Annotated in this window: 20 protein-coding genes; 13 read left to right on the forward strand and 7 right to left on the reverse strand. The window is 62.7% G+C overall.

The window, feature by feature from the left end; translation table 11 throughout:
* Positions 1 to 4: 4 nt before the first annotated feature.
* The 6 genes from MF4836_RS26910 to MF4836_RS26935 all read right to left on the reverse strand — a co-directional run bounded on the left by MF4836_RS26910 (position 5) and on the right by MF4836_RS26935 (position 7264).
* Positions 5 to 889 carry a symmetrical bis(5'-nucleosyl)-tetraphosphatase gene (locus MF4836_RS26910; RefSeq protein WP_078472875.1) on the reverse strand — a complete coding sequence of 295 codons (885 nt, stop codon included), beginning with the start codon at positions 887 to 889 and terminating at the stop codon, positions 5 to 7.
* Complete coding sequence (gene apaG, locus MF4836_RS26915; protein WP_020295465.1) at positions 889 to 1269, reverse strand: Co2+/Mg2+ efflux protein ApaG; 381 nt, start codon at positions 1267 to 1269, stop codon at positions 889 to 891. Before apaG ends, MF4836_RS26910 begins: the two co-directional genes overlap by 1 nt.
* A 122-nt stretch (positions 1270 to 1391) precedes the next feature.
* Positions 1392 to 2210: a 16S rRNA (adenine(1518)-N(6)/adenine(1519)-N(6))-dimethyltransferase RsmA gene (gene rsmA / locus MF4836_RS26920; RefSeq protein ID WP_078472876.1), complete on the reverse strand. Its 819-nt coding sequence runs from the start codon at positions 2208 to 2210 to the stop codon at positions 1392 to 1394.
* Positions 2207 to 3196, reverse strand: a complete 990-nt coding sequence (pdxA, locus tag MF4836_RS26925) for a 4-hydroxythreonine-4-phosphate dehydrogenase PdxA (RefSeq protein WP_078472877.1) — start codon at positions 3194 to 3196, stop codon at positions 2207 to 2209. Before pdxA ends, rsmA begins: the two co-directional genes overlap by 4 nt.
* Positions 3193 to 4509, reverse strand: a complete 1317-nt coding sequence (gene surA / locus MF4836_RS26930; protein ID WP_020295468.1) for a peptidylprolyl isomerase SurA — start codon at positions 4507 to 4509, stop codon at positions 3193 to 3195. The genes pdxA and surA overlap by 4 nt, the downstream gene beginning before the upstream one ends.
* A complete protein-coding gene (locus tag MF4836_RS26935) occupies positions 4490 to 7264 on the reverse strand; it encodes an LPS-assembly protein LptD (RefSeq protein ID WP_078472878.1) in 2775 nt (924 codons plus the stop codon). The genes surA and MF4836_RS26935 overlap by 20 nt, the downstream gene beginning before the upstream one ends.
* Positions 7265 to 7394: 130 nt before the next feature.
* On the opposite strand from MF4836_RS26935, the gene MF4836_RS26940 reads away from it, so the two are divergent.
* The 3 genes from MF4836_RS26940 to MF4836_RS26950 are packed head-to-tail and all read left to right on the forward strand — an operon-like array spanning position 7395 to position 9860.
* Positions 7395 to 8420 (forward strand): aminoglycoside phosphotransferase family protein, encoded by a 1026-nt coding sequence (locus MF4836_RS26940; protein ID WP_078472879.1) that lies wholly within the window; start codon positions 7395 to 7397, stop codon positions 8418 to 8420.
* Positions 8417 to 9091: an N-acetylmuramate alpha-1-phosphate uridylyltransferase MurU gene (gene murU / locus MF4836_RS26945; RefSeq protein WP_078472880.1), complete on the forward strand. Its 675-nt coding sequence runs from the start codon at positions 8417 to 8419 to the stop codon at positions 9089 to 9091. The genes MF4836_RS26940 and murU overlap by 4 nt, the downstream gene beginning before the upstream one ends.
* Position 9092: 1 nt before the next feature.
* Complete coding sequence (locus tag MF4836_RS26950; RefSeq protein ID WP_078472881.1) at positions 9093 to 9860, forward strand: TerB family tellurite resistance protein; 768 nt, start codon at positions 9093 to 9095, stop codon at positions 9858 to 9860.
* Positions 9861 to 9900: 40 nt separating this feature from the next.
* Here MF4836_RS26950 and MF4836_RS26955 read toward each other — a convergent pair whose 3' ends face one another.
* Entirely contained in the window at positions 9901 to 10896 is a 996-nt protein-coding gene (locus MF4836_RS26955; protein WP_078472882.1) for an alpha/beta hydrolase family protein, read from the reverse strand.
* Between the two features lie 74 nt (positions 10897 to 10970).
* Here MF4836_RS26955 and MF4836_RS26960 point away from each other — a divergent pair, with 74 nt between their 5' ends.
* The 10 genes from MF4836_RS26960 (at position 10971) to MF4836_RS27005 (ending at position 24277) form a co-directional block, all read left to right on the forward strand.
* Positions 10971 to 13364, forward strand: coding sequence for a PAS domain-containing sensor histidine kinase (locus MF4836_RS26960; RefSeq protein ID WP_078472883.1), 2394 nt, complete (start codon positions 10971 to 10973; stop codon positions 13362 to 13364).
* Between the two features lie 44 nt (positions 13365 to 13408).
* Positions 13409 to 14038, forward strand: a complete 630-nt coding sequence (locus MF4836_RS26965; protein ID WP_020295475.1) for a response regulator — start codon at positions 13409 to 13411, stop codon at positions 14036 to 14038.
* Between the two features lie 259 nt (positions 14039 to 14297).
* Positions 14298 to 15422 (forward strand): ABC transporter ATP-binding protein, encoded by a 1125-nt coding sequence (locus tag MF4836_RS26970; protein WP_078472884.1) that lies wholly within the window; start codon positions 14298 to 14300, stop codon positions 15420 to 15422.
* Between the two features lie 44 nt (positions 15423 to 15466).
* Complete coding sequence (locus tag MF4836_RS26975; RefSeq protein ID WP_020295477.1) at positions 15467 to 16510, forward strand: ABC transporter substrate-binding protein; 1044 nt, start codon at positions 15467 to 15469, stop codon at positions 16508 to 16510.
* Positions 16511 to 16578: 68 nt separating this feature from the next.
* Positions 16579 to 17826 carry an ABC transporter permease gene (locus MF4836_RS26980; RefSeq protein ID WP_078472885.1) on the forward strand — a complete coding sequence of 416 codons (1248 nt, stop codon included), beginning with the start codon at positions 16579 to 16581 and terminating at the stop codon, positions 17824 to 17826.
* 13 nt (positions 17827 to 17839) lie between these two features.
* Positions 17840 to 18664 (forward strand): ABC transporter permease, encoded by an 825-nt coding sequence (locus MF4836_RS26985; protein ID WP_020295479.1) that lies wholly within the window; start codon positions 17840 to 17842, stop codon positions 18662 to 18664.
* A gap of 102 nt (positions 18665 to 18766) precedes the next feature.
* Entirely contained in the window at positions 18767 to 20140 is a 1374-nt protein-coding gene (locus MF4836_RS26990; RefSeq protein ID WP_078472886.1) for a sigma-54 interaction domain-containing protein, read from the forward strand.
* Positions 20141 to 20335: 195 nt separating this feature from the next.
* Complete coding sequence (locus tag MF4836_RS26995; RefSeq protein WP_078472887.1) at positions 20336 to 21484, forward strand: iron-containing alcohol dehydrogenase; 1149 nt, start codon at positions 20336 to 20338, stop codon at positions 21482 to 21484.
* 79 nt (positions 21485 to 21563) lie between these two features.
* Positions 21564 to 23009 carry a hypothetical protein gene (locus tag MF4836_RS27000; protein WP_078472888.1) on the forward strand — a complete coding sequence of 482 codons (1446 nt, stop codon included), beginning with the start codon at positions 21564 to 21566 and terminating at the stop codon, positions 23007 to 23009.
* A gap of 119 nt (positions 23010 to 23128) precedes the next feature.
* Entirely contained in the window at positions 23129 to 24277 is a 1149-nt protein-coding gene (locus MF4836_RS27005; RefSeq protein WP_078472889.1) for an iron-containing alcohol dehydrogenase, read from the forward strand.
* Positions 24278 to 24314: the final 37 nt, after the last annotated feature.

Consider the following 24314-nt stretch of genomic DNA (forward strand, 5'->3'; position numbering starts at 1 on the left):
CGGTCTAGTGCTTGGCCGTTACCGGCTGTGGCGCTATCGGGTTGGGGGGTGAGGGCTGCTGGCTGGCATGGCCCTGGGCATCGCAGGCGCATTGCAGGCGGACACCGGTGTCGACATTGAGCAGCGTCATGGCGCCGCCCCAGACGCAACCGGTGTCGAGGGCAAAGATGCCGGGCTCGTCGCATTTGCCCTCCAGGGCTGCCCAGTGTCCGAAAATAATCTTCGCGTCTTTGCTTTTGCGCTCTTTATAGCTGAACCATGGTGCGTACCCGGGAGGCGCGGTATCCACGCCTTCCTTGCCTTTGAGGTCGAGCTTGCCCTCGCTGGTGCAGAAACGCATGCGGGTGAAGTAGTTGGTGATCACCCGCAGCCGGGTCACGCCTTGCAGGTCACTGTCCCATTTCGCCGGCTCGTTGCCGTACATGCCATCCAGATAAGGCTGGAACAGATTGTCGTCACGCAGTGCTTCTTCGACTTCTGCGGCGCACTTGAGGGCTTTCTTGATTGACCACTGTGGCGCAATGCCTGCGTGGACCAGGGCAATGTTGCGCTGTTCGTCGTAGTGCATCAGCTTTTGCTGGCGCAGCCACTGCATCAGCTCCGGGCAATCGGGAGCTTCGAGGATCGGACGCAGGGTGTCGGATTTTTTCAGGCGCTCGATATTGCGCCACGCCGCCAGTAAATGCAGGTCGTGATTGCCCAGTACACAGACCAGCGACTCACGCATGCCATACAGAAAGCGCAGGGTTTCCAGGGACTGCGGACCACGGTTTACCAGGTCTCCCACCAGCCACAGGCGATCCCGGGTTGGGTCGAAGGCCACCTGTTCAAGCAGGCATTTCAGCGGTTCGAGGCAGCCTTGCAGGTCGCCGACGGCGTAAGTCGCCATCAGTGCAAGGCTCCGGGCACCGCCAGGCGAAAGGGGGCGATGACGGCATCAAAGTGCTGCCCGTCGTCGGCGAGCATTTGATAGGTGCCCTGCATGGCGCCGACTCGGGTGGTCATCACTGTGCCACTGCTGTAGGTGTGGCTTTGGCCCGGGGCGATCAGCGGCTGCTGGCCGACGACGCCGGCGCCGCGAACTTCCTCGACATGACCGTCGCCATCAGTGATGACCCAGTGCCGCGAGAGCAGCTTGGCTGCCAGCAGCCCATGGTTCTCGACGGTGATGGTATAGGCGAAGGCAAAGCGATTTTGCTCGGGTTGGGATTGTTCTGCCAGAAAGCGGGTGACGACGCTGACGTCGACCTGATAGCGAGGATCGGACATGCAAGAGGCCTTAAAAGCAAGCGGGGCGCGGGACAAGACAGATGAGACTCAGTCTAGGCCAAGTATCGGGTAGTAAACCAGACATCGCGCCTGGCGTCCTACCCGATAACGCTCATGGCGTGTCAACTGGCGCTTGGGTTATCCACAGGCTGCTCGCTGAGCTTGTCGGCCAGGCGTACGAACGCGGCCAGGTCGAGCTGCTCCGGACGCAGGCTGCCGTCGACGCCGGCGGCTTCGATTTCGGCGCTGGTCAGTAGGGCCTTGAGGGTGTTGCGCAAGGTTTTGCGGCGCTGGTTGAAGGCTTCGCGGACGATGCGCTCCAGCAGGCGGTGATCCTTGGCCGGCTGCGGCAGCACGGCGTGAGGTACCAGGCGCACAATGGCCGAGTCGACTTTCGGTGGCGGGTTGAACGCGCCCGGACCGACGTTGAACAGGTGCTCCACGCGGCAGTGGTACTGCACCATGATCGACAGCCGCCCCCAATCACCGCCACCCGGACCGGCAGCGAGGCGCTCCACCACTTCTTTTTGCAGCATGAAGTGCATGTCGCGAATCAGGCTGGCGTTCTGCAGCAGGTGGAAGATCAGCGGGGTGGAGATGTTGTAGGGCAGGTTGCCGACCACCCGCAGGCTGTTCGGCTCGGCGCCCAGGGACTTGAAGTCGAACTTCAGGGCATCGCCCTGATGCAGGCTGAAATTGCTCTTGCCGGCGAATTGCTGGTTGAGGATCGGGATCAGGTCCTTGTCCAGTTCAACCACGTCCAGTTGTGCGCCGCTGTTGAGCAGGCCTTCGGTCAGTGCCCCTTGGCCCGGGCCGATTTCCAGCAGGCGGTCATCGGGCTTGGCATGAATCGAACGCAGAATGCGATCGATGACGCCGGCGTCGTGCAGGAAGTTCTGGCCGAAACGCTTGCGCGCCCGGTGTTGGTAATGCTCGGTCATATACGGGTCTCGGCCATCTGGTAGGCGGTTTCCAGGGCGACCTGCAGGCTGCCGGTGTCGATCCTGCCGCTGCCGGCCAGGTCCAGGGCGGTGCCGTGGTCGACCGAGGTGCGGATGATCGGCAAGCCGAGGGTCACATTGACCGCCGCGCCGAAGCCTTTGTACTTCAGTACGGGCAGGCCCTGGTCGTGGTACATCGCCAGCACTGCGTCGCAATGCTCCAGATATTTGGGGGTAAACAGAGTGTCGGCGGGCAACGGACCACGCAGGTCCATGCCTTCGGTGCGCAAGCGCTCTAAGGTGGGTTCGATAATGTCTATTTCTTCATGGCCCAGATGCCCGCCTTCGCCGGCATGAGGGTTGAGCCCGCAGACAAGGATGCGTGGCTGGGCGATGCCAAACTTGTTGCGCAAGTCGGCATGCAGAATTCGGGTGACACGTTCCAGGCGTTCGCTGGTGATGGCGTCGGCAATCTCGCGCAGCGGCAGATGGGTGGTCACCAAGGCTACGCGCAGGCCGTGGGTCGCAAGCATCATCACCACTTGTTCGGTGTGGGTCAGGTCGGCCAGGAACTCGGTATGCCCGGAGAACGCAATGCCGGAGTCGTTGATCACGCCTTTGTGTACGGGGGCGGTGATCATCCCGGCAAAATGTCCATCCAGGCAGCCTTGGCCGGCGCGGGTCAGGGTCTCCAGGACGAACGCGGCGTTGGCCTGATCCAGTTGACCGGCAACGACCTTGTTTTGCAGTGGCGTGTCCCAGACATACAGGCTGTTGGCCGGCGCAGGAGCATCCGGCAGGTTCGCCAGGGTGACCGGCAACAGGTCGACAGCCACACCCAGCTGCGCGGCCCGCTCAAGGAGCAGGTCGCGGCTGGTAATGGCGATCAGGGGGTGCGGCTGGGGTTGCGAGGCAAGCAGCAGGCACAGGTCAGGACCAATGCCGGCCGGCTCGCCGGGTGTCACAGCGAAACGCTGGGGTTTCACTGTGCAGCCTGGTCGGCGCCAGGGAGTTTGATCTCGACGTAGGCTTCGTCACGGATCTGACGCAACCAGGTCTGCAGCTCTTCGTCGTATTTGCGGTTACGCAGTACGGTCATCGCTTGCTGCTCACGGGCCTGGCTGGTGCTGTCGGTGGCGCGACGGCCAAGGACTTCCAGTACGTGCCAGCCATATGGGCTCTTGAACGGCTTCGACAGCTGACCTTGTGGGGTCTTGGCCATCACTTCGCGGAACTCTGGAACCAGGGCGTTCGGGTCGATCCAGTTCAGATCGCCGCCGTTGAGTGCCGAACCCGGGTCTTCCGAATAGCTTTTTGCCAGTTCGGCGAAGTCTTCACCGGCCTCGATCCGCTCGTAGAGCTTCTGCGCCAGGCGCTTGGTCTCTTCTTCGCTACGAATTTCACTTGGCTTGATCAGGATGTGACGCACGTGCACTTCATCGCGCACCTGATTGCCGCCACCGCGTTTCTCCAGGAGCTTCAGGATAATGAAGCCTCCAGGTGTGCGCGCTGGTTGGGTGATGTCGCCAACAGCCATGCTGCTCAGCTCACGGTCGAACGGAGGCGGCAGTTGCGCCGCCTTGCGCCAGCCCATGTCGCCGCCTTCCAGAGCGTTGTCGCTGCCGGATTTGGCAATTGCCAATTGGGCGAAGTCCGCACCTTGCTTGAGTTGCTGATAAACGTCCATCGCCTGGCGCGCAGCATTCTGAATGGCTTCAGAGTTGGCGCTTTCCGGGGTCGCAATCAGGATATTGGCCAAGTGCAGCTCTTCGGAGAGTTGCATCTTGCCCAAGTCCGATGCCAGGAAGTTTTTCACTTCCTGTTCGGAAACCTGGATGCGCTCGGCTACCCGGCGCTGACGAACACGGCTGATGATCATTTCGCGACGGACCTGGTCACGGGCGTCTTCATAAGACAAACCATCGTGAGCCAGTGCGGCGCGAAACTGATCGATCGTCATGTTATTGCGTTGGGCGATGGTGCCGATGGCCTGGTTCAGCTCTTCATCGGTAATGCGGATGCCGGAACGTTCGCCGATCTGCAGTTGCAGGTTTTCGACGATCAGGCGTTCCAGTACCTGCTGTTCCAATACGCTGGTCGGCGGCAGGCCGGCGCCACGCTTGGCGATGGTCTGCTGCACTTCATGAACCCGCTGGTCCAGCTGGCTTTGCATGACCACGTCGTTATCAACGATGGCCACGACCTTGTCGATGGATTGCACCGCGGCGTTGGCCGCGGTACCCAGGAACAGCGCGCCCAGCATCAGCGGGCGCAGACAATCAGAAAGCTTGGTCTTCACGTTCACGATAACCTTGGATGCCTTTGTCGAGGAAGCTCTCTACCTTGGTACCAGTCAGCCCGCCCAGCCCTTTGAGGACAATTTGCAGGAAGAGGCCGTGGTCGCCTTTTTCATTGAGAGGAGCGATCTGCGTGTATTCGTCGTTAGAAACCCAGTAGCGATTGATCAGGCGCAGTTTCCAGCAGCAGTTGTCGTACTCGAAACCACCGAAGGCTTCCAGGGTACGGTTGCGGGCATAGTCATACTGCCAGCGGCTGATGAGGTTCCACTGCGGAACGATCGGCCACATGACGGAGAAGTCATGTTGCTGAATCTTGTAGTAGTCCTTCACAAAGTTCTCGGCGCCCGGGGTGCCGTAGTCGCCACCGAATTGCCATTTGCCGGTCAACTGGTTGTAGACCACCTGGTCGTTGCGATAGCGATAGCCGGCGTTGATGACCTTGTTCGGGTTGTCTTCAGGCTGGTAGTGGAACATCGCGCTGCCCGAGCGTGGGCTGTGGCTGTCCGGATCCCAGTTGTAGTCGGCGGTTGCGCGCCAGTCGCGGTTGAAGCGGAACTCGTAGTCCATGGCGATAGGCGACACATTGGACTGCGCGTCGGAGCGGTCCTTGGCGACCACACCCGGCAATTGAACTTCGCGGTCCTTGAAGTACAGCGCCTGGCCGACGGATACCCGTTGACGTTGGAAACCGTTTTCTTCGATCCAGCGGCTGGTCACGCCCAGCGACAATTTGTTCTCATCGCCGACACGGTCGGAGCCGGCGAAGCGGTTGTCACGAAACAGCGAGGCGTAGTTGAAGCTGTATTCGCTGGTGTCGAACACCGGAATATCGTCCTGATCCTTCTCGGGAACATAGAGATAGAACAGGCGTGGCTCCAGGGTCTGGTTGTAGGTCTTGCCGAACAGCTGGGTGTTGCGGTCGAAATAAAGGCCGCTGTCGACACTGGCGATCGGAATCGCACGGTCTTGGGAGCTTTTGAATTTCTGGCCCGCGGTGGCCATTTGCGACTTGCCGGTGCCATCGAGGTCGAGATCGTACTTGGTGTACTCGTACTTGAGCTTCGGCGTGACATAGCCGTAGGTCCAGTTCAGCGGCAGCTCGACGCTTGGAGCGGCATTCAAACGAGTACCGTTGGCACGAGTCAGGCCCGTGACATAGGTATCCAAGCGACGAGTCGGGAGTCCGCCTTCGTCGGTGAATATGCCGTTTTGCAGATCGCGTTCAAACCGGACCGCTTCAGTTTCATAAGCGAAGTTCACCCCGCCTGGGTGGTAAGGCAGCGCACCATCGAAAGTGATTTGCGGCAGGCGATTGTAGGGGGTGATCTCGGAAACGGTGGCCAGCTCATAAGCCTGGGCATTGACGCGCGCGGTGTAGTTATCGCCGCGGTAGGTCACTGCGCCCTGCTGGTTCACGAAACTTTGACTTTCGACGCCGATCTGGTCGGTCTGCAGATCCTGGAAGTAATACGGATCGCTGATCTTGGTGTAATCGACCTCGGTCAGGACGCGAGAGTCCAGGCCACCCTTGTGCTGCCAGTTGAGCATGTAGCGCGTCTTCTCGTAATCGGACTGACGGCTGCGCTCGTCGTTGTCGTCGTTGAGGTAGGCACCACCGAACTGTCCTTCGCTGGACTTGGTCAGGTAGCGGAACTCGCCTTCCATCAACATGCCGCGCTTGCTCATGTAGCGCGGGTACAACGTGGCATCGTAGTTGGGTGCCAGGTTGAAGTAGTACGGCGTGACCAGGGTAAATCCGCTTTCGCCACCGCTGCTGAAGCTTGGCGGCAGGAAGCCGGACTGGCGACGGTCATCGATCGGGAAGTAGATGTACGGCGTGTACAGGACCGGGATGTCTCTGACGCGCAGGGTCACGTTGGTCGCGGTGCCGAAGCCGGTGGCCGGGTTCAAGGTGATGTTGTTGCCCTTGAGCTGCCAGGCGTTGCTGTTCGGCTCGCACGTTGTGTACGTACCATCCTTGAGGCGGATGATGGCGTTTTCCGCACGCTTGGCGTACAGCGCGTTACCGCGAATCCGCGATTTGTGCAGCACGTACTCGGCGTTGTCGACCTTGGCTTCACCGGTGTCGAGCTGGACTTCAGCGTGATCGCCGACCAGCAGGGCGCCGTTGTCGCGCACCCGAACGTTGCCGTTCAGTTCGCCACGGTTCTCGGCCTGATACAGGCTGGCTTCGTCAGCCTCGGCCTGCATGCTGCCCTGGCGCATGACCACGTCACCGGCGAGGGTGGCAACCTGCTCATCCTGCTGATAACGCGATGCCTTGGCGCCGATAAAGGTCGGGGCGTCACTTTTATTCGTCTTGTCATTCATGCCAGGACGAATTGGTTCGATATAGCTACCAGAGCAGTAAGGACCGGTCTCAGCCAATTGGGCAGGGGTCAGCTTATCCCGCGGTACCCAGTCGAGGTGACTGTAGTCGGCGCTGCGAGCCTTGAGGCCACGGCCTTTGGCTTCGGTAACCAGCACCGGCTTGTCACCGGCTTCTGCGGTGGAGCCGCTGTCTGTCGGGGTCGGGCTGCTGGAGCTGACCGAGCTGGCGTCATGCACCGGCCGCGGCGGCAATTGGGCCGAGTTGGTTTTCGGCGCACAGTCCCAGGCACCGGAAGCAGAGACTGAGCAGTCATACTGTTCCGCGGCGACCACGAATGAAGTGGCTAGAGGTTGCAGGGCCAGCAAACTGCCGGTAACCAACAACGGAAATTTTTTACGAAACGCGGGGGATTTCAATGCCATCTTATTAGTCCGGGCTTCCTGCGTGCCATCTGCCCGCGGTGTGGGCCGCACGCCTCTCGATGGTCTGAAAAAGATGCTGGATAATAAAGCATGACCCGCTTGACGGCTAGCGCCGTCGGAGACCCTTGCAATGCCTGACCAAGATGTACGCTTGCAACACCTGAAAGTTTGGCTCGATGAGCAGTTGGCAATCGTTTATGCCACCCATGGCTGGGGTGCCGTACCCCCGGCCACATTGACTGCAGCCAGCAGCGACGCGAGTTTCCGCCGGTATTTCCGCTGGCAGGGGGAGGGGCGCAGCTTTGTGGTAATGGATGCTCCGCCGCCCCAGGAAAACTGCAAACCCTTCGTGGATATTGCTCATTTGCTGGCCACATCCGGCATAAATGTGCCGAAAATTTATGCCGAGGATTTACCGCGCGGTTTTCTTTTGCTCAACGACCTGGGTAATCAGACCTACCTGGACGTGATCAACGAAGAGAATGCCGACACCTTGTTCAAGGATGCGCTGGCGGCATTGCTGGCTTTTCAGCAGCTGCCGATGGAGGCGCCATTGCCCAGCTACGATGACGCCCTGTTGCGCCGCGAGCTGCAATTGTTCCCCGAATGGTACGTGGGGCGCGAGCTGGCGGCAGAGCTGAATCCGCAGCAGCAAGCACAGTGGCAGCGGGTCAGCCAGGTGCTGATCGACAGTGCCCTGGCCCAGCCCAAGGTCCTGGTGCATCGCGACTATATGCCGCGCAACCTGATGCTCAGCCAGCCAAATCCAGGCGTGCTGGACTTCCAGGACGCGGTCTACGGCCCCGTGACCTACGACGTCACGTGCCTGTTCAAGGACGCCTTCCTCAGTTGGCCTGAGGCCCGGGTACGCGGCTGGCTCGAGGACTATTGGCAGCAAGCCGGTCGTGCTGGCATCCCGGTGCACGCCGATGTTGAAGACTTCCTGCGCGCCAGCGATCTGATGGGCGTACAGCGTCACCTCAAGGTGATCGGTATTTTCGCGCGGATCTGCCATCGCGATGGCAAGCCGCGCTACCTGGCCGATGTGCCGCGCTTCTTCGCTTATATAGAAGCGGTGGTGGCGCGTCGGCCTGAACTGGCGGAGCTGGGCCAATTGTTGGCCAGCCTGGGTCGTTCGCCTGGAGCCGCGCAATGAAGGCAATGATTCTTGCGGCCGGCAAAGGCGAGCGCATGCGCCCGTTGACGCTGACCACCCCCAAACCCCTGATTCGCGTGGCCGGTGTCCCGCTGATCGAATATCACCTGCGGGCGTTGGCTGCGGCAGGTTTTACCCAGGTCGTGATCAACCATGCCTGGCTGGGGCAACAGATCGAAGATCACCTGGGCGATGGCTCGGCGTTCGGGCTGAGCATTGCCTATTCGCCGGAGGCCGAGGCCCTGGAAACCGGCGGCGGGATCTTCCGCGCCCTGCCGTTGCTAGGGACTGAGCCGTTCCTGGTGGTCAATGGCGACATCTGGACGGACTACGACTTCGCTACCCTGCGCCAGCCGCGTCCCGGCCTGGCTCACCTGGTGATGGTGGACAACCCGCCCCATCACCCGGGCGGCGGTGATTTCTGCCTGGAAAACGGCCTGCTGCATGACGCGACGCCCGGCGCCGAGGCCTTGACCTTCAGTGGTATTTCGGTGATGCACCCCGAGCTGTTCGCCGACTGCGTGCCCGGTCCGTTCAAGCTGGCGCCGTTGTTGCGCCAGGCCATGGCTCGTGGTCAGGTCAGTGGCGAGCACATGCAGGGCCGCTGGGTCGATGTCGGCACCGTCGAGCGCCTGGCACAGGTGGAACAATTGCTAGAAGCGAGTCGCTGATATGTGGTGGCCAGGGACTCTGATCGGAGCCGGAGCGGGCTATGCCATAGCCAGTATTCCGGGGGCCATATTGGGTGCGCTGTTGGGCCAGGCGCTGGACCGGCGCCTGCAACTGCACAGCTGGGCGCAACTGCGCGAGCGCCTGGGCGGGCGCCCGGCGCTGCGCAACGATGAACTGTTGTTTGTCTTGCTCGGGCGTCTGGCCAAGAGCGATGGCCAGGTGGTGGATGGCCATATCCAGCAGGCGCGCCAGGAAATGCGCGCGCTGGACATGAACGAGTCGGCGCAGCGCCGGGCCATTGCCGCGTTCAACCGGGGCAAGTCGGGCAACGACTCCCTGCGCGGCTACCTGCGTCGCCTGAGCGCGCAGCCCCATGCCACCGAGGGCGTGTTGCGAGCTTGTTGGCGCATGGTCTGGGCTGACGCGCGGGCCAGCAGCGCCGAGCGCGAGTTGATTCAACTCTGGGGCAAGTGGCTGGGATGGACGCCGCAGCAGGTGCAGGCACTGGCGGCGGATTACGAGCCGGCTAGAAAGCCTGCGCTCAGCAGTGCCGGGGCGTATCAGGAAGCGCTGAGGCTACTCGGCGTATCGAGCACCAGTGAGCCGGCCCAGATCAAGCGCGCTTACCGGCGCCTCCTCAGTCGCCACCATCCGGACAAGATTGCCGGCAGCGGCGCCGGACCGGCTCAGGTACGTGAAGCCACGGAGAAAACCCGTGAACTGCACAGTGCCTATACGCTGATCCGTGAACGTCGGGACTTCCGCTGAAACAGCCGCCATCGTGGCCGGGGCCGCGATGGCGCAAGGCTCAGTCGGCGACGGGCTGCGGGCTCAGCCAGCCGCGCACACGGCGAAAGAGCTGCTCCTGCTGCGCCGCGCTATTGCCGGGCAAGGCCTTGAGGGCGATCTGGGTAAAGGTCGACGTCTTCTGCCGTTTGCTGGCCTGGAGTCGCTCGAGTGCGGCTTTTTGCGCCAGGGGCGTGTCTTTATAGAAGAAGTCCGCGGTCGCCAGCTTCAGGGTCGGGGTCAGCTCGGCCAACGGCGGCTTGGCATTGGTCGGCACCTGGGCGGCGACCATGACGAATTTCTGCACCTGGGAGGGCTGTTTTTCACTCAGGTAGCGCGCGGCCCAGTAGGCGCCCGTGCCGTGTCCGAGGAGGACGATGCTGCGGGCATTCTGCTGCTCGGCAAAGGCCAGGGCGGCGTCGATCCGGGCGAAGATCCGCTCGGCATCGGCCTTGCTTTGTTCTTCGGTGCTCTCGGCCACCGCGCGATCGGCGATATCGGCTTCACCGCCAGCAGCCTGTTCGATCGGCTTGGCTTCGGTGCTGGCGTCCTTGCTGCTGGTGTCCTTGGTCGGCGGCGTCGGGGCGGCTTCGACGATGCGTGGCATGCTGGCCTCGCTCGACAGGTCTGGCAGGGTCAGGCTCAGGCTGGACCATTCGACATCCGGCAGTTTGTTGCGCAGCGGAGCGATTGCTTGCGGCCAGTCAGCCGTTTCGCCGGCGCCCGGGACGATAATCACCGCGCCCTGGGGCTCGCTGGTGTTGGCCGGTTTCCACAGGGCGAGGAAGGTGTCGCCGCCAGCCTGCAACTGCTGTTGTTCCTGTTGCGGAATACGGCGCTCAAGGGCAAGCGCATCTTCCTGGCTACGCTCCAGCAAGGGTTGGCGTTCGGCGGGTTTTTCCTGGGCCGCCTTGTCGCCGGCAGCAGGCGCCGGATCGGCAGCCTGGACGGAAAGGGCACAAGGCAACAGCAGCGACAGGCACAATGCGTTCAGTGCCGAGCGGTAAACGAAGGGCATCGGAGATTCCAGGCCAGAAGTAATTCCGGCAGCCTAATGGGTTGGTCAGTATTTGTCAGTGTGCGAGAGTTCGGATGATGCTTTTTCGCTGTCTGTTGGTTATCGGCTGGCTGAGTTTTCCCTTGATGGGCTGGGCGGCTCCCGGGCCCCATGTGCCTGCGGCCAACCTGAGTGCCGGACAGCGCGAATGGCTGGTCCAGCACCCTGAGCTGCGGGTTGGCGTGGTGTTGCAGGCGCCCTTCGCCCAATACGACCGGCGCTTGCAGCGGTTGTCCGGGGTCAACGTCGAGTTGATGCAGTGGGTGGGCCGGGCGCTGCAGGTCGAGCTGAGCTGGCGTAACTTTCCGGATCAGGCGCAGTTGGAGAGAGCATTGCGCGAAGGTGAGGTGGACCTCGCGCCAGGCCTGACCCAAACCCCCGCTGGCCTGCGCCTGTGGCAATTCAGCGACCCTTATATGCGGGTCCCGCAATTGGTGGTCGGCGAACGCCAGGGCGCCGGCGCGGTAGAACTGGAGAAACTCGACGCCCAATCTCGGGTAGCCGTACGCATGCCCGGTGCCGTGGCTGACTACCTGCGGGCCACTTATCCCAATCTGAATCTGCAAGGGGTGCCGCTGGAGCGCCAGGCCTTGCAACTGCTGTTGAGTCAGCAGGCGCGCTATGCGGTGATCGATGAGGCCCAACTCAGCCGCTTGTCCAGCGAACCGGAGTTCGCCGGCCTGGCGGTGGTCGGTGATATCGGCCTGCCGCAATTGCTGCGGGTCGCCACGCGCCGTGACTGGCCGGAGCTGGCCGGCATCATCGAGCGCGCGCTGCATGCGATTCCCGCCCGGGACATCGAGCAGTTGCACAATCGCTGGCTGCAGCCGCAATACCCACGGCTGGCGGAGTCCCCGGGGTTCTGGCAGAACCTCAGCCTGTTGTTCGCGGTGCTGTTTTTCGCCTGCCTGGGGATCCTGTTCTGGCAGCGGCGCCAACAGCGTGGGCTGGAGCAACGCCTGCTGGCGGCCCGGGCCGATATCGCCCTGCGTGAAACGGCCGAGGAGGCGCTGCGCCTGACCCAGTTTTCCATCGATCAGAGCACCGTGGGCATTCTCTGGGTCAATTGGGACAGCCACGTTCGCTACGCCAACCGGGCCGCCGAAGACATGCTCGGTTACCCCGCAGGCGGGGTCATCGACCGCCCGCTGATCGACTTCGAGCCCACCCTGCACATGGACCGCTGGCTCGGCTTGTGGAAGCGCGCTCGGGCCAGCGAGGGCGCCGCGCAAAGTTTTGAAACCCGTTGCGTGCGGGCCGATGGCAGCATCCTGCCGGCCGATGTGTCCCTGAGCTTCCTGCGCTTTCGCGACAGCGAGTACCTGGTGGTGTACCTCAACGACGTCACCGAGCGCCGTCGGGCCTTGGCCGCGTTGCAGGAAAGCGAGGCGCGGCTGCAAGGCATCGCCGCCAATGTGCCGGGGCTGGTGTTCCGCCTGGAGCGGGCGCCGGTCACCGGGCAGATCGATTTCGCCTACATCAGCGAAGGCAGCGAGAGCCTGGTGGGTTACGCCCCAGCGGTGCTCAGCCAGCGCGATACCGGATTGCGCAGCCTGGTCCATCCGGATGACAAGGCCAGCTACCACCGGACCCAGGACCTGGCCCTGGACACCGACAGCGACTGGTCCTGGCAGGGGCGGATTCTTACGCGCCAGGGCGAGCAGCGCTGGGCCGAGATCAAGGCCGTGACCCGCCGTCTCGACGATGGCGCCTTTGTCTGGGACGGCATCGTCTGGGACATCAGCGAAAGCAAGCGCATCGAATTGGAGCTGGCCGCCTCTCGCGAGCAACTGCGGGAGCTGTCGGCGCACCTGGAAAGCGTGCGCGAAGAGGAAAAGGCCCGTATCGCCCGTGAGGTGCATGACGAGCTGGGGCAGATGCTGACGGTGCTCAAGCTGGAAACCTCGATGTGCGAGCTGGCCTATGCCCAGCTCGATCCTGGCCTGCAGGAGCGTCTCAACAGCATGAAGCGCCTGATCGCCCAGTTGTTCCAACTGGTCCGCGATGTGGCCACGGCCTTGCGCCCGCCGATCCTCGACGCCGGGATTGCCTCGGCTATCGAATGGCAGGCCCGGCGTTTCGAGGCGCGCACCCAGATCCCGTGCCTGGTGCAGGTGCCGGACAACCTGCCCTTGCTCAGCGATGCCAAGGCCATTGGTTTGTTTCGGATCCTGCAAGAGGCCCTGACCAATGTCATGCGCCATGCCCAGGCGCATACTGTCGAACTGAGCCTGGTACTTGAGGGCAACGAGTTGTGCATGAGCATCAGTGATGACGGCCAGGGTTTCGTGGTCGACTCCGGCCGCCCCACATCCTTCGGGTTGGTGGGTATGCGTGAACGGGTGTTGATCATGGGCGGCAGCCTGGACTTGCACAGCGAGCAGGGTGAGGGCACGTCCCTCACCGTTCGGGTGCCGCTGGATCCATAGACCGTGAAGCCTGCAACGATCGCCCTAATAAAGAGGAGAAACGAGTGATCCGTGTACTGGTAGCCGAAGACCACACCATTGTGCGAGAGGGCATCAAGCAACTGATCGGCCTGGCCAAGGACCTGACGGTGGTGGGGGAGGCGAGCAACGGCGAGCAATTGCTCGAAACCCTGCGCCACGTTCCCTGCGAGGTGGTGCTGCTGGATATCTCCATGCCCGGGGTCAACGGCCTGGAGGCGATTCCGCGGATTCGCGCGTTGCACAATCCGCCGGCGATCCTGGTGTTGTCGATGCATGACGAAGCGCAAATGGCGGCCCGCGCCCTCAAAGTCGGCGCCGCCGGCTATGCCACCAAGGACAGCGATCCCGCGCTACTGCTGACCGCCATTCGCAAAGTCGCGGCGGGCGGTCGTTATATCGACCCCGACCTGGCCGACCGCATGGTGTTCGAGGTTGGCCTGACCGATTCCCGACCCTTGCATTCGCTGCTCTCGGAGCGCGAGTTTTCGGTATTCGAACGCCTGGCCCAGGGCGCCAACGTCAATGACATCGCCCAGCAACTGGCCCTGAGCAGCAAGACCATCAGCACCCACAAAGCGCGGCTGATGCAGAAACTCAACATCACCTCTCTCGCCGAGCTGGTGAAATACGCCATGGAGCACAAACTGCTCTGACCAGCCCCTCACCGCCCAAAAGGGCGACATACCCATTTGCGACATCCCCACTCCAGGGCTTTTGCCTGTTCTTGCCGCTTACAGCGTGTCGCTAGCCGCTGCTCTTATCTATCCCCGCCATCCTTGTAGGGCAATCCCTACAAGGAACCTTCCAAGCACCTGAGGCAAATCTCTCCTACCCCCCGATTTGCGGGGCGTGTGGCCTCCACTAGGCTTAGTCCACAGCAGTCCTATATATGAAGAACACAAAGGTGCGGGTATGAGCGAGGTCGATTCAAGCGCTGGGGCGAGTGATATTCTGGTCAGCTTTCGTGGAGTGCAAAAGAGCTACGACGGCGAGAACCTGATCGTCAAAGACCTCAACCTGGAGATTCGCAAAGGCGAATTCCTCACCTTGCTCGGGCCTTCCGGCTCCGGCAAGACCACCAGCCTGATGATGCTGGCCGGTTTCGAGACCCCGACCGCCGGCGAGATCCAGCTGGCCGGTCGCTCCATCAACAACGTGCCGCCGCACAAGCGCGACATCGGCATGGTGTTCCAGAACTACGCGCTGTTCCCGCACATGACCGTGGCCGAGAACCTGGCGTTCCCGCTGTCGGTGCGCGGCCTCAGCAAGACCGACGTCAGTGAGCGGGTCAAGCGCGTGCTGAGCATGGTCCAGCTCGATGCCTTCGCCCAGCGTTACCCGGCGCAACTCTCCGGTGGCCAGCAACAGCGGGTGGCCCTGGCCCGGGCATTGGTGTTCGAGCCGCAACTGGTGCTGATGGACGAACCCCTGGGGGCGCTGGACAAACAGCTGCGTGAACACATGCAGATGGAGATCAAACACCTGCACCAGCGCCTCGGCGTGACCGTGGTCTACGTGACCCATGACCAGGGCGAAGCCCTGACCATGTCCGACCGGGTGGCGGTGTTCCATCAAGGCGAGATCCAGCAGATCGCCCCGCCGCGCACGCTTTATGAAGAGCCGAAGAACACCTTCGTCGCCAACTTCATCGGCGAAAACAACCGCCTCAATGGGCGCCTGCACAGCCACACCGGTGATCGCTGCGTGGTTGAGCTGGGCCGTGGCGAGAAGGTCGAGGCGCTGGCGGTCAACGTCGGCCAGATCGGCGGTCCGGTCACCCTGTCCATCCGCCCGGAGCGCGTGAGCCTCAACGGTTCCAGCGAAAGTTGCGTTAACCGCTTCTCGGGAAGGGTGGCGGAATTCATCTATCTGGGCGACCACGTCCGGGTTCGCCTGGAAGTCTGTGGCAAAACCGACTTCTTTGTGAAACAGCCGATTGCCGAGCTCGATCCTGCGCTGGCGGTGGGCGATGTGGTTCCGCTTGGCTGGCAAGTCGAGCACGTTCGTGCGCTCGACCCACTTCTAGAGGCGCATTGATCGCCCCCTTGCTTCACCAACCCTGCACGTGGAGAACACAATAAATGTTGAGATCCCTGAAATTCACCGCCCTGACCCTGGGCTTGATGGGTGCGGCAAACGCGATGGCGGCAGGCCCGGACCTGACGGTGGTGTCCTTTGGCGGCGCGAACAAGGCGGCCCAGGTCAAAGCCTTCTATGCCCCGTGGGAAGCGGCAGGTCACGGCAAGATCGTGGCGGGCGAATACAACGGCGAGATGGCCAAGGTCAAAGCCATGGTCGACACCAAAAGCGTGTCCTGGGACCTGGTCGAGGTTGAGTCGCCTGAACTGTCCCGTGGGTGCGACGAGGACATGTTCGAGCAACTGGACCCGGCGCTGTTCGGCAAGTCTGAAGACTACGTCAAGGGCGCGATTCAGCCGTGCGGCGTGGGTTTCTTCGTCTGGTCCACCGTGCTGGCCTACAACGCCGACAAGCTGAAGACCGCGCCCACCAGCTGGGCGGATTTCTGGGACACCAAGCAGTTCCCGGGCAAGCGTGGCCTGCGTAAAGGCGCCAAGTACACCCTGGAATTCGCCTTGATGGCCGACGGCGTGGCGCCCAAGGACGTGTACAAAGTGCTGGCCGGCAAAGATGGCCAGGACCGTGCCTTCAAGAAGCTCGACGAACTCAAGCCGAGCATCCAATGGTGGGAAGCCGGTGCCCAGCCACCGCAGTACCTGGCCTCGGGTGACGTGGTCATGAGCTCGGCCTACAACGGTCGGATCGCCGCGGTACAGAAAGAAAGCAACCTCAAGGTGGTGTGGAACGGCGGCATCTACGACTTCGACGCCTGGGCCATTCCACGTGGCCTGGACAAGGCCCGTGCAGAAGCGGCGAAGAAATTCATCGCGTTCTCGGTCATGCCGCAGCAGCAGAAGACCTACTCGGAAAACATCGCCTACGGCCCGGCCAACACCCAAGCCGTGCCGTTGTTGCCCAAGGACGTGCTGAAAGACATGCCGACCACCCCGGAAAACATCGCCAACCAGGTGCAGATCGACGTCAGCTTCTGGGCTGACAACGGCGAGCAACTGGAACAGCGCTTCAACGCCTGGGCGGCCAAGTAAGGCGCCGTGCAAACGCGGCGTCACCCCTGGGTGACGCCGCCATCGTTTAAAGTTTTGCGGAGTTTGTCATGGCCATCACCGTTCCCCTGAACGAGGTCACCAGCCCCACCTTGAAGCAGCGCCTGGCACGTGCCGAGCGGGTCAACCGCTGGAAGGCGCAGGCCCTGATCGCGCCCCTGGTGCTGTTTCTGTTGCTGGTGTTCCTGGTGCCGATTGTGGCGCTGCTGTACAAAAGCGTCGGTAACCCGGAGGTGGTCGGTGGCATGCCGCGTACCGTGGCCGCGGTGACCAGTTGGGATGGTCGCGGCCTGCCGGCCGAGCCGGTGTACCAAGCCTTGAGCGAAGACCTGGCCGAGGCCCGCAAGAATCAAACCCTGGGCGATCTGTCCAAGCGCCTGAACATGGAGTTGGCCGGCTATCGCAGCCTGCTGACCAAAACCGCCCGCGCCTTGCCGTTCAAGGAGCAGCCGGCTTCTTACAAGGAAGCCATGGAAGCCCTGGACGAGCGTTGGGGCGACCCGGCCTACTGGCAGGCGATCCGCCGCAACACCAGTAGCCTGACGCCGTATTACCTGCTGGCGGCCGTCGACCATCGGATCGACGACCTCGGCGAAGTGGCTCCGGCCACCCCGGACCAGTCGATCTACCTCGATATTTTCGCCCGCACCTTCTGGATGGGCCTGGTGATCACCGCCATCTGCCTGGTGCTGGCTTATCCCCTGGCGTACCTGCTGGCCAACCTGCCGGCGCGCAAGAGCAACCTGTTGATGATCCTGGTGCTGCTGCCGTTCTGGACCTCGATCCTGGTCCGGGTGGCGGCCTGGATCGTGCTGCTGCAATCGGGCGGGCTGATCAATGGCGCCCTGCTGGCCATGGGCGTGATCGATAAACCGCTGGAGCTGGTGTTCAATCGCACCGGGGTCTACATCTCCATGGTGCACATCCTGCTGCCGTTCATGATTCTGCCGATCTACAGCGTGATGAAAGGCATCTCGCCGACCTACATGCGGGCGGCGATCTCCCTGGGCTGCCATCCGTTCGCCAGCTTCTGGCGGGTGTATTTCCCGCAGACCTATGCCGGTGTCGGCGCCGGTTGCCTGTTGGTCTTCATTCTGGCCATCGGCTACTACATCACCCCGGCGCTGCTGGGCAGCCCGAACGATCAGATGGTCAGCTACTTCGTCGCCTTCTACACCAACACCAGCATCAACTGGGGCATGGCGACCGCACTGGGTGGGCTGCTGCTGTTGGCGACCATCGTGCTCTATCTGATTTACAGCTGGCTGGTAGGCGCCAGTCGCCTGCGCCTGAGCTAAGGAGAGAATCGAAATGCTGAGCCCTTACATGTCGCCCGTCGAGCGGGTCTGGTTCTACAGCTTGCGCATTCTCTGCGGGCTGATCCTGCTGTTCCTGATTCTGCCGGTGCTGGTGATCATCCCGCTGTCGTTCAACTCGGGGAGTTTTCTGGTGTACCCGTTGCAGGGCTTCTCGCTGCACTGGTACCAGGACTTCTTCGCCTCCGCCGAATGGATGCGCGCCCTGAAGAACAGCATCATCGTCGCCCCGGCGGCCACGGTGCTGGCGATGATTTTCGGCACCCTGGCGGCCATCGGCCTGACCCGCGGCGACTTCCCGGGCAAGGCACTGGTGATGGCGCTGGTGATCTCGCCGATGGTGGTGCCGGTGGTAATCATCGGTGTTGCCAGCTACCTGTTCTTCGCGCCGCTGGGCATGGGCAATAGCTTCTTCTCGCTGATCGTGGTGCATGCGGTGCTGGGGGTGCCCTTTGTGATCATCACCGTCTCGGCCACCTTGCAGGGGTTCAACCACAACCTGGTGCGGGCGGCGGCCAGCCTGGGCGCGTCGCCGCTGACGGCGTTTCGCCGGGTGACCTTGCCACTGATCGCGCCGGGGGTGATCAGCGGAGCCCTGTTCGCTTTTGCCACCTCGTTCGATGAAGTGGTGGTGACCCTGTTTCTCGCCGGCCCGGAACAGGCAACCCTGCCACGGCAGATGTTCAGCGGTATCCGCGAAAACCTCAGCCCGACCATCGCCGCAGCGGCAACACTGCTGATCGCCTTCTCGGTGGTGCTGTTGCTGACCCTGGAATGGCTGCGCGGGCGCAGTGAGAAGCTGCGTACCGCACAAGTCTGAATCCTCTCGGCGGCCTTGGACCAAGGTCGGGGCCGCCGCGCAACACCTGTCTGCCGATCAGCCGTAAACTTCGCGTCCCACAAGCCGACCGCGGAGTCCCGGGTGAACTTCAACGATGCCAGTTTCGAAGAGCTGCTCAATGCCCTGCATGACGGTGTCTACATCACCGACGGCCAGGGCAAGACCCTCAAGGTCAACCAGGCCTACGAACGGCTGACCGGCTTGAGCGGCGCCGATTTGCTCGGGCGGCAGATGCAGGAACTGGTCAAGTCCGGGCTGATTTCCCAGTCCGCCTCGTTACGCGTGCTGCAGGACGGCAAGCCGACGTCGGTGATGCAGAGCCTGAGCCAGGGCAAAAAACTGTTGGTCAGTGCTACGCCGATCCTGGCGGCCGACCAGAGCATCCGCTACGTGGTCAGCACCGTGCGGGACATGACCGAACTGCTGCGCATGAAGCGCGAGCGCGACGAGTTGCAGCAGCTCAAGCAATTGCGCAACAGCACCGCTCGGTTACACGCCGGCCAGCGCGACAACCTGCTGCAATCACCCCTGATGGCCGACCAGGAAGTCTCCGGGCGGGTGTTCGCCCTGGCGCGGCAGGTGGCCGACTGCGATGTGAAGGTTTTGCTCCAGGGCGAGACCGGTGTCGGCAAGACCTTGGTGGCGCAGTACATCCACAACGCCAGCGGGCGCGCCCGCGAACCCTTCCTCGCCCTCAATTGCGGGGCCCTGCCGGAAAACCTGATCGAGGCCGAGCTGTTCGGCTACGCCCCGGGGGCCTTTACCGGTGCCGGCAGCAAGGGCAAGCGCGGGCTGCTGGAGTTGGCGCACAACGGCACGCTGTTTCTCGATGAAATCGGCGACCTGCCGCTGGCGGTGCAGGTCAAGCTGCTCAAGGTGATCGAGGAAAACCGCTTTATCCCGGTGGGCGGCCTGGAGCTCAAGGAAGTCGATGTGCGCATCATCAGCGCCACCCACCACGACCTCAAGCAACGGGTGGCCGAGGGCAAGTTCCGCGCCGACCTGTACTACCGGCTGAATGTGGTGCCGATCATGATTCCGGCATTGCGCGAGCGCAGCGAGGAGGTCGGGCCCTTGCTCGAGTACTACCTGCAGCACTTCAACCAGCGTTATCAGCGCCAGGCGCAATGGAGCCTGGAAGCCCTGGACCTGCTGGGGGAATACGCCTGGCCGGGCAATATCCGCGAGCTGATCAACGTGGTCGAGCGTCTGGTGGTGACCTGCAGCAACCCCGTGATCGAAGCCCTGGACCTGCCCGAGGAAATCATCGATGTGCAGGCGCGCAACACCGATGACAGCCGCCTGCCGCTGCGCAAGGTGCTGGAGAACGCCGAGCGCCAGGCCATACGTTCAGCCTTGCAGTTGCACAAGACCACCCGCCTGGCGGCCAAGGCGCTGGGGGTGAGCCAGGCCACGGTGGTGCAGAAGATGAAGCGCTGGGAGCGCTCTGATTAGATTGCTGATCAAGGGCCGCCCGGTTGATTAGAAAACCAATCGCAAGTGCCCGGTCATTTGCCCCTCGCACCACGGCAGGCCTTGATCTACATGGCCTGCGACATCTTGGCACAGCTTTCGCTCTATAGCGTTCGAGCCCTTCGGAGAGCCGCCCCTGCGCGGCTCTTGCCACAACAATTAATCAAGGCCGAGCTGATGAGTATTTCCGCGTTCAAAATTGCCAACAAACTGATTACCGGCCAAGGCGCCATCGAGCAGCTGGCCGGCGAACTCACGCGCCTCAAGATCAACCATCCGTTGATCGTCACCGACGCGATCCTGGTCAAGTCCGGCACCGTCGACCTGGCCCTGGCCCAGTTGGGCGGGCGCCAATATGGGATTTTCGATGAGGTCAAACCCGAGCCCGAGATTGCCATCGTCGAAGACTGTGCCCGGGCCTATCGGGCTGGAGCCCACGATGGCCTGATCGGCGTGGGCGGCGGCAGCGCCATCGATATCGCCAAGGCGGTGGCGGCCTTTGTCGGTCATGACGGCCCGCTGGAGGCGCTGTTTGGCGTCGACCAGGTGCCGCGCAAGGGGCCGCCGCTGATTGCCATTCCAACCACGGCCGGCACCGGTTCCGAGGTCACCAATGTGGCGATCCTCTCCGACAAGGCGGCGCAACTGAAGAAAGGCATCGTCAGCGACTATCTGTTGCCGGACGTGGCCCTGGTCAGCCCGCAGATGACCTTGAGCTGCCCGCGCAGCGTAACCGCCGCCAGCGGGGTGGATGCCCTGGTGCATGCCATCGAGTCCTACCTGTCGGTGAATGCCTCGCCGATCACCGACTCCCTGGCCCTGGGGGCGATTCGCCTGATCGTCAAGGCGCTGCCCAAGGCCTACGCCAACCCGGCCAACCTGCACGCCCGGGAAGACATGGCCACCGCCAGCCTGATGGCCGGCATGGCCTTCGGCAATGCCGGGGTCGGCGCGGTGCATGCCCTGGCCTACCCGCTGGGCGGGCGTTTCAATATCGCCCACGGCGTGAGCAATGCCTTGCTGCTGCCCTATGTCATGGCCTGGAACAAAATGGCCTGCGTCGAGCGCTTTCGCGATATTGCCGACGCCATGGGCGTGCCCCTGGCGGGCCTGAGCGAGCAGCAGGCGGCCAGCCTGGCAGTGGAGGCGATGGCCGAGTTGTGCGCCGCCGTCGATATCCCCACCGGCATGCGCAGCTTCGGCGTGCCCGAAGAGGCGATCCCGGCCATGGCCCAGGAAGCCGCCGGCATTGAGCGCCTGATGCGCAACAACCCGCGCAAGCTCAGCGCCGCCGATATCGAGCAGATCTACCGCGCCGCGTACTGATCGACCCACGCCCGTGGCGGTCCGTGCCGCTGCGGGCGGTTTTACACCGCAACCAATACCAATAAGACAGGTGCAGTTGATGCCAACCCCTTCCGATACGCGGCACGAGTCGCCGTACATACCCCTTGGCCCGTTCAAGGTGCGTTTGCCCTTTATCCACTACAAGTTCGAACTGCCGGATTACCTGCAGGGCCTGTTGATGTGCGCCGTCGACCTGGCGGCCATTCCGTTGATGACCGAATTTCTCGGCATGCCGTTCGAAATCGCCCTGGCCGTGGTGATGCTCAATGGCTTGCTGTACCTGGCCCACCACCTGCTGGGCGACCCCGTGGTGCCGGGCTGGATCACGCCGGCGGTGCCGTTGTTGATGGCCTACTGCTCGCAGTTCCCCATGGGCCCGGAGCGTGTCCATGCCTTGATTGCCTTCCAGTTGATGCTCGGGGTGTTTTCCATTGCCCTGGGGGCTACCGGCATGGCGCGCAAGGTGGTGGGGTTCGTGCCCTCGGCGATCAAGTCGGGGATCATCGTCGGCGCCGGCATCAGTGCGGTCACGGCGGTGTTCCAGGTGGGCGGCAAGTTCGACAGCCTGCCCTGGACCATTTCCATCGCCATCGGCATTGCCTTCTACCTGATCTTTTCCCAGCACTTTGCCCAGCTCAAGCTGCGCAACCGCTTCTGGTGGAACTTCGCCAAGCTCGGCATCCTGCCGATCATTCTGTTGGCGGTGGTGATTGCGCCGCTGTTTGGCGAGGCGCCGTGGCCGACTATCCAATGGGGCTTCAGCAAGCCGGACTTCGTGGGCCTGTGGAGCAACTACACGGTGTTCGGCCTGGGCATGCCGCCGCTGTCGATGTTCATTACCGCGTTGCCGACCATGCTGGCGGTGTACATCATCGTGTTCGGCGACGTGCTCAGTGCCAAGGTGTTGCTGGACGAGGCCGAACAGATCCGCAAGGACGAGAAGATCGACTATGACCCGGACCGCTCGCACCTGATCTTCGGTGGGCGTAACGCCTTCATGAGTATTTTTGGCCCGGACATCGCCATGTGCGGCCCGAAGTGGGCGGCAATGCTGGTAGTGGTCATCGAACGCTTCAAGGGCGGGCCCAAGGCCATGAAGTCGATCTATGGCGGCATGGGTTCGTTTCGCTGGGGCACCAATACCGGCTTGCTGTTGCTGCCGGTGGTGACCCTGGTGCAGCCGATTCTTGGCGTAGCCCTGGCCTTGACCTTGCTGATCCAGGGCTATGTCAGCGTGCGCCTGGGGATTCTCGAAGCGCGCAGCCAGCGTGACCTGGGCATTGCCGGAGTGATCGGCGCGGTCCTGGCGATCAAGGGCGCCAGCTGGGGGTTTGCGATTGGCGTGGTGCTGTGCCTGCTGATCTACGGCAAGAACTTCTTCAAGGGCGAAAACGACAAGACCTTCAGCAAGGACCTGAACAGCCCCGACGCGCCGCCAGCGCCCGCCGAGCCTGCAGCCACTGCAGCCACGGTGCAACGCCAGGCGGCCCGCGAACCGGTCTAGGTGATGGTGCGGTTCGCCCCGTTACCGGCATAGGTCGGCAGCAGGGCGAGCCGAACTGACAAACTCCGATCCCCAGCTACTCTTTGTGCCAGCTCCCATCGTTATAAGAGGCTGCGCCCATGAGTCTTTCCTCGTTCAAAATCGCTCACAAACTGCTCACCGGCGCTGGCGCCATCGAGCAGTTGTCCGCTGAACTGACCCGCCTGGATGTGGATAACCCGCTGATCGTCACCGATGTCGCACTGGTCAAGTCCGGCACGGTGCAGCTGGCGCTGGCGCAATTGGGTGAGCGCAGCTACGAAATCTTCGATCGGGTGCAACCGGACCCGGAAATCACCATCGTCGAAGACTGCATGCGGGTCTACCGCGAGGGTGGGCACGACGGCCTGATCGGCCTGGGCGGTGGCAGTGCGATTGATATCGCCAAAAGCGTCGCGGCGTACGCCGGTTATCACGGCGCCCTGGCGGACCTGTTTGGCGTGGACCAGGTACCGCGCAAGGGGCCACCGCTGATTGCGATCCCAACCACGGCCGGCACCGGTTCCGAAGTGACCAATGTGGCGATTCTTTCCGACAAGGCGGCGCAATTGAAGAAGGGCATCGTCAGTGACTACCTGCTGCCGGACGTGGCGCTGGTCAGCCCGCAGATGACCCTGACCTGCCCGCGCAGCGTGACCGCCGCCAGCGGGGTGGATGCGCTGGTGCATGCGGTCGAGTCCTATCTGTCGCTGAATGCGTCGCCGATCACCGACGCCCTGGCCATGGGGGCTATCAAACTGATCGCCAGGGCGCTGCCCAAGGCCTACGCCAACCCCGCCAACCAGCAGGCCCGCGAAGACATGGCCACTGCCAGCCTGATGGCCGGCATGGCGTTCGGCAATGCCGGGGTCGGTGCGGTGCATGCGTTGGCTTATCCACTGGGCGGGCGCTTCAATATCCCCCACGGCGTGAGCAACGCCTTGCTACTGCCCTATGTCATGACCTGGAACAAAATGGCCTGTGTCGAGCGTATGCAGGATATCGCCGAAGCCATGGGGGTGAAGACCGCCCACCTCAGCGCCCTGGAGGCTGCCGAGAGCGCGGTGGCGGCGATGACCCAATTGTGCGCAGCGGTGGAGATTCCCCTGGGGTTGCGCAGCTTCGGCGTGCCGCAAGAGGCGATCCCGGCCATGGCCCAGGAAGCGGCGGGCATCGAGCGTCTGATGCGCAATAATCCTCGCCAACTGAGCCCTGCCGATATCGAGAAGATCTATCGCGCAGCCTACTGATCATCGCAGCCACGGTGTGCGCCCCAAAGCATGAGGT

This window comes from Pseudomonas sp. MF4836 (genome assembly GCF_002018875.1).
Taxonomy (GTDB): domain Bacteria; phylum Pseudomonadota; class Gammaproteobacteria; order Pseudomonadales; family Pseudomonadaceae; genus Aquipseudomonas.

What these genes read in the sequence shown, in the direction of transcription:
- MF4836_RS26910 (WP_078472875.1), bottom strand. Translation starts at nt 889, where the DNA reads ATGGCGACTTACGCCGTCGGCGACCTGCAAGGCTGCCTCGAACCGCTG.
- apaG (WP_020295465.1), bottom strand. Translation starts at nt 1,269, where the DNA reads ATGTCCGATCCTCGCTATCAGGTCGACGTCAGCGTCGTCACCCGCTTT.
- rsmA (WP_078472876.1), bottom strand. Translation starts at nt 2,210, where the DNA reads ATGACCGAGCATTACCAACACCGGGCGCGCAAGCGTTTCGGCCAGAAC.
- MF4836_RS26935 (WP_078472878.1), bottom strand. Translation starts at nt 7,264, where the DNA reads ATGGCATTGAAATCCCCCGCGTTTCGTAAAAAATTTCCGTTGTTGGTT.
- MF4836_RS26940 (WP_078472879.1), top strand. Translation starts at nt 7,395, where the DNA reads ATGCCTGACCAAGATGTACGCTTGCAACACCTGAAAGTTTGGCTCGAT.
- murU (WP_078472880.1), top strand. Translation starts at nt 8,417, where the DNA reads ATGAAGGCAATGATTCTTGCGGCCGGCAAAGGCGAGCGCATGCGCCCG.
- MF4836_RS26950 (WP_078472881.1), top strand. Translation starts at nt 9,093, where the DNA reads ATGTGGTGGCCAGGGACTCTGATCGGAGCCGGAGCGGGCTATGCCATA.
- MF4836_RS26955 (WP_078472882.1), bottom strand. Translation starts at nt 10,896, where the DNA reads ATGCCCTTCGTTTACCGCTCGGCACTGAACGCATTGTGCCTGTCGCTG.
- MF4836_RS26960 (WP_078472883.1), top strand. Translation starts at nt 10,971, where the DNA reads ATGATGCTTTTTCGCTGTCTGTTGGTTATCGGCTGGCTGAGTTTTCCC.
- MF4836_RS26970 (WP_078472884.1), top strand. Translation starts at nt 14,298, where the DNA reads ATGAGCGAGGTCGATTCAAGCGCTGGGGCGAGTGATATTCTGGTCAGC.
- MF4836_RS26975 (WP_020295477.1), top strand. Translation starts at nt 15,467, where the DNA reads ATGTTGAGATCCCTGAAATTCACCGCCCTGACCCTGGGCTTGATGGGT.
- MF4836_RS26980 (WP_078472885.1), top strand. Translation starts at nt 16,579, where the DNA reads ATGGCCATCACCGTTCCCCTGAACGAGGTCACCAGCCCCACCTTGAAG.
- MF4836_RS26985 (WP_020295479.1), top strand. Translation starts at nt 17,840, where the DNA reads ATGCTGAGCCCTTACATGTCGCCCGTCGAGCGGGTCTGGTTCTACAGC.
- MF4836_RS26995 (WP_078472887.1), top strand. Translation starts at nt 20,336, where the DNA reads ATGAGTATTTCCGCGTTCAAAATTGCCAACAAACTGATTACCGGCCAA.
- MF4836_RS27000 (WP_078472888.1), top strand. Translation starts at nt 21,564, where the DNA reads ATGCCAACCCCTTCCGATACGCGGCACGAGTCGCCGTACATACCCCTT.
- MF4836_RS27005 (WP_078472889.1), top strand. Translation starts at nt 23,129, where the DNA reads ATGAGTCTTTCCTCGTTCAAAATCGCTCACAAACTGCTCACCGGCGCT.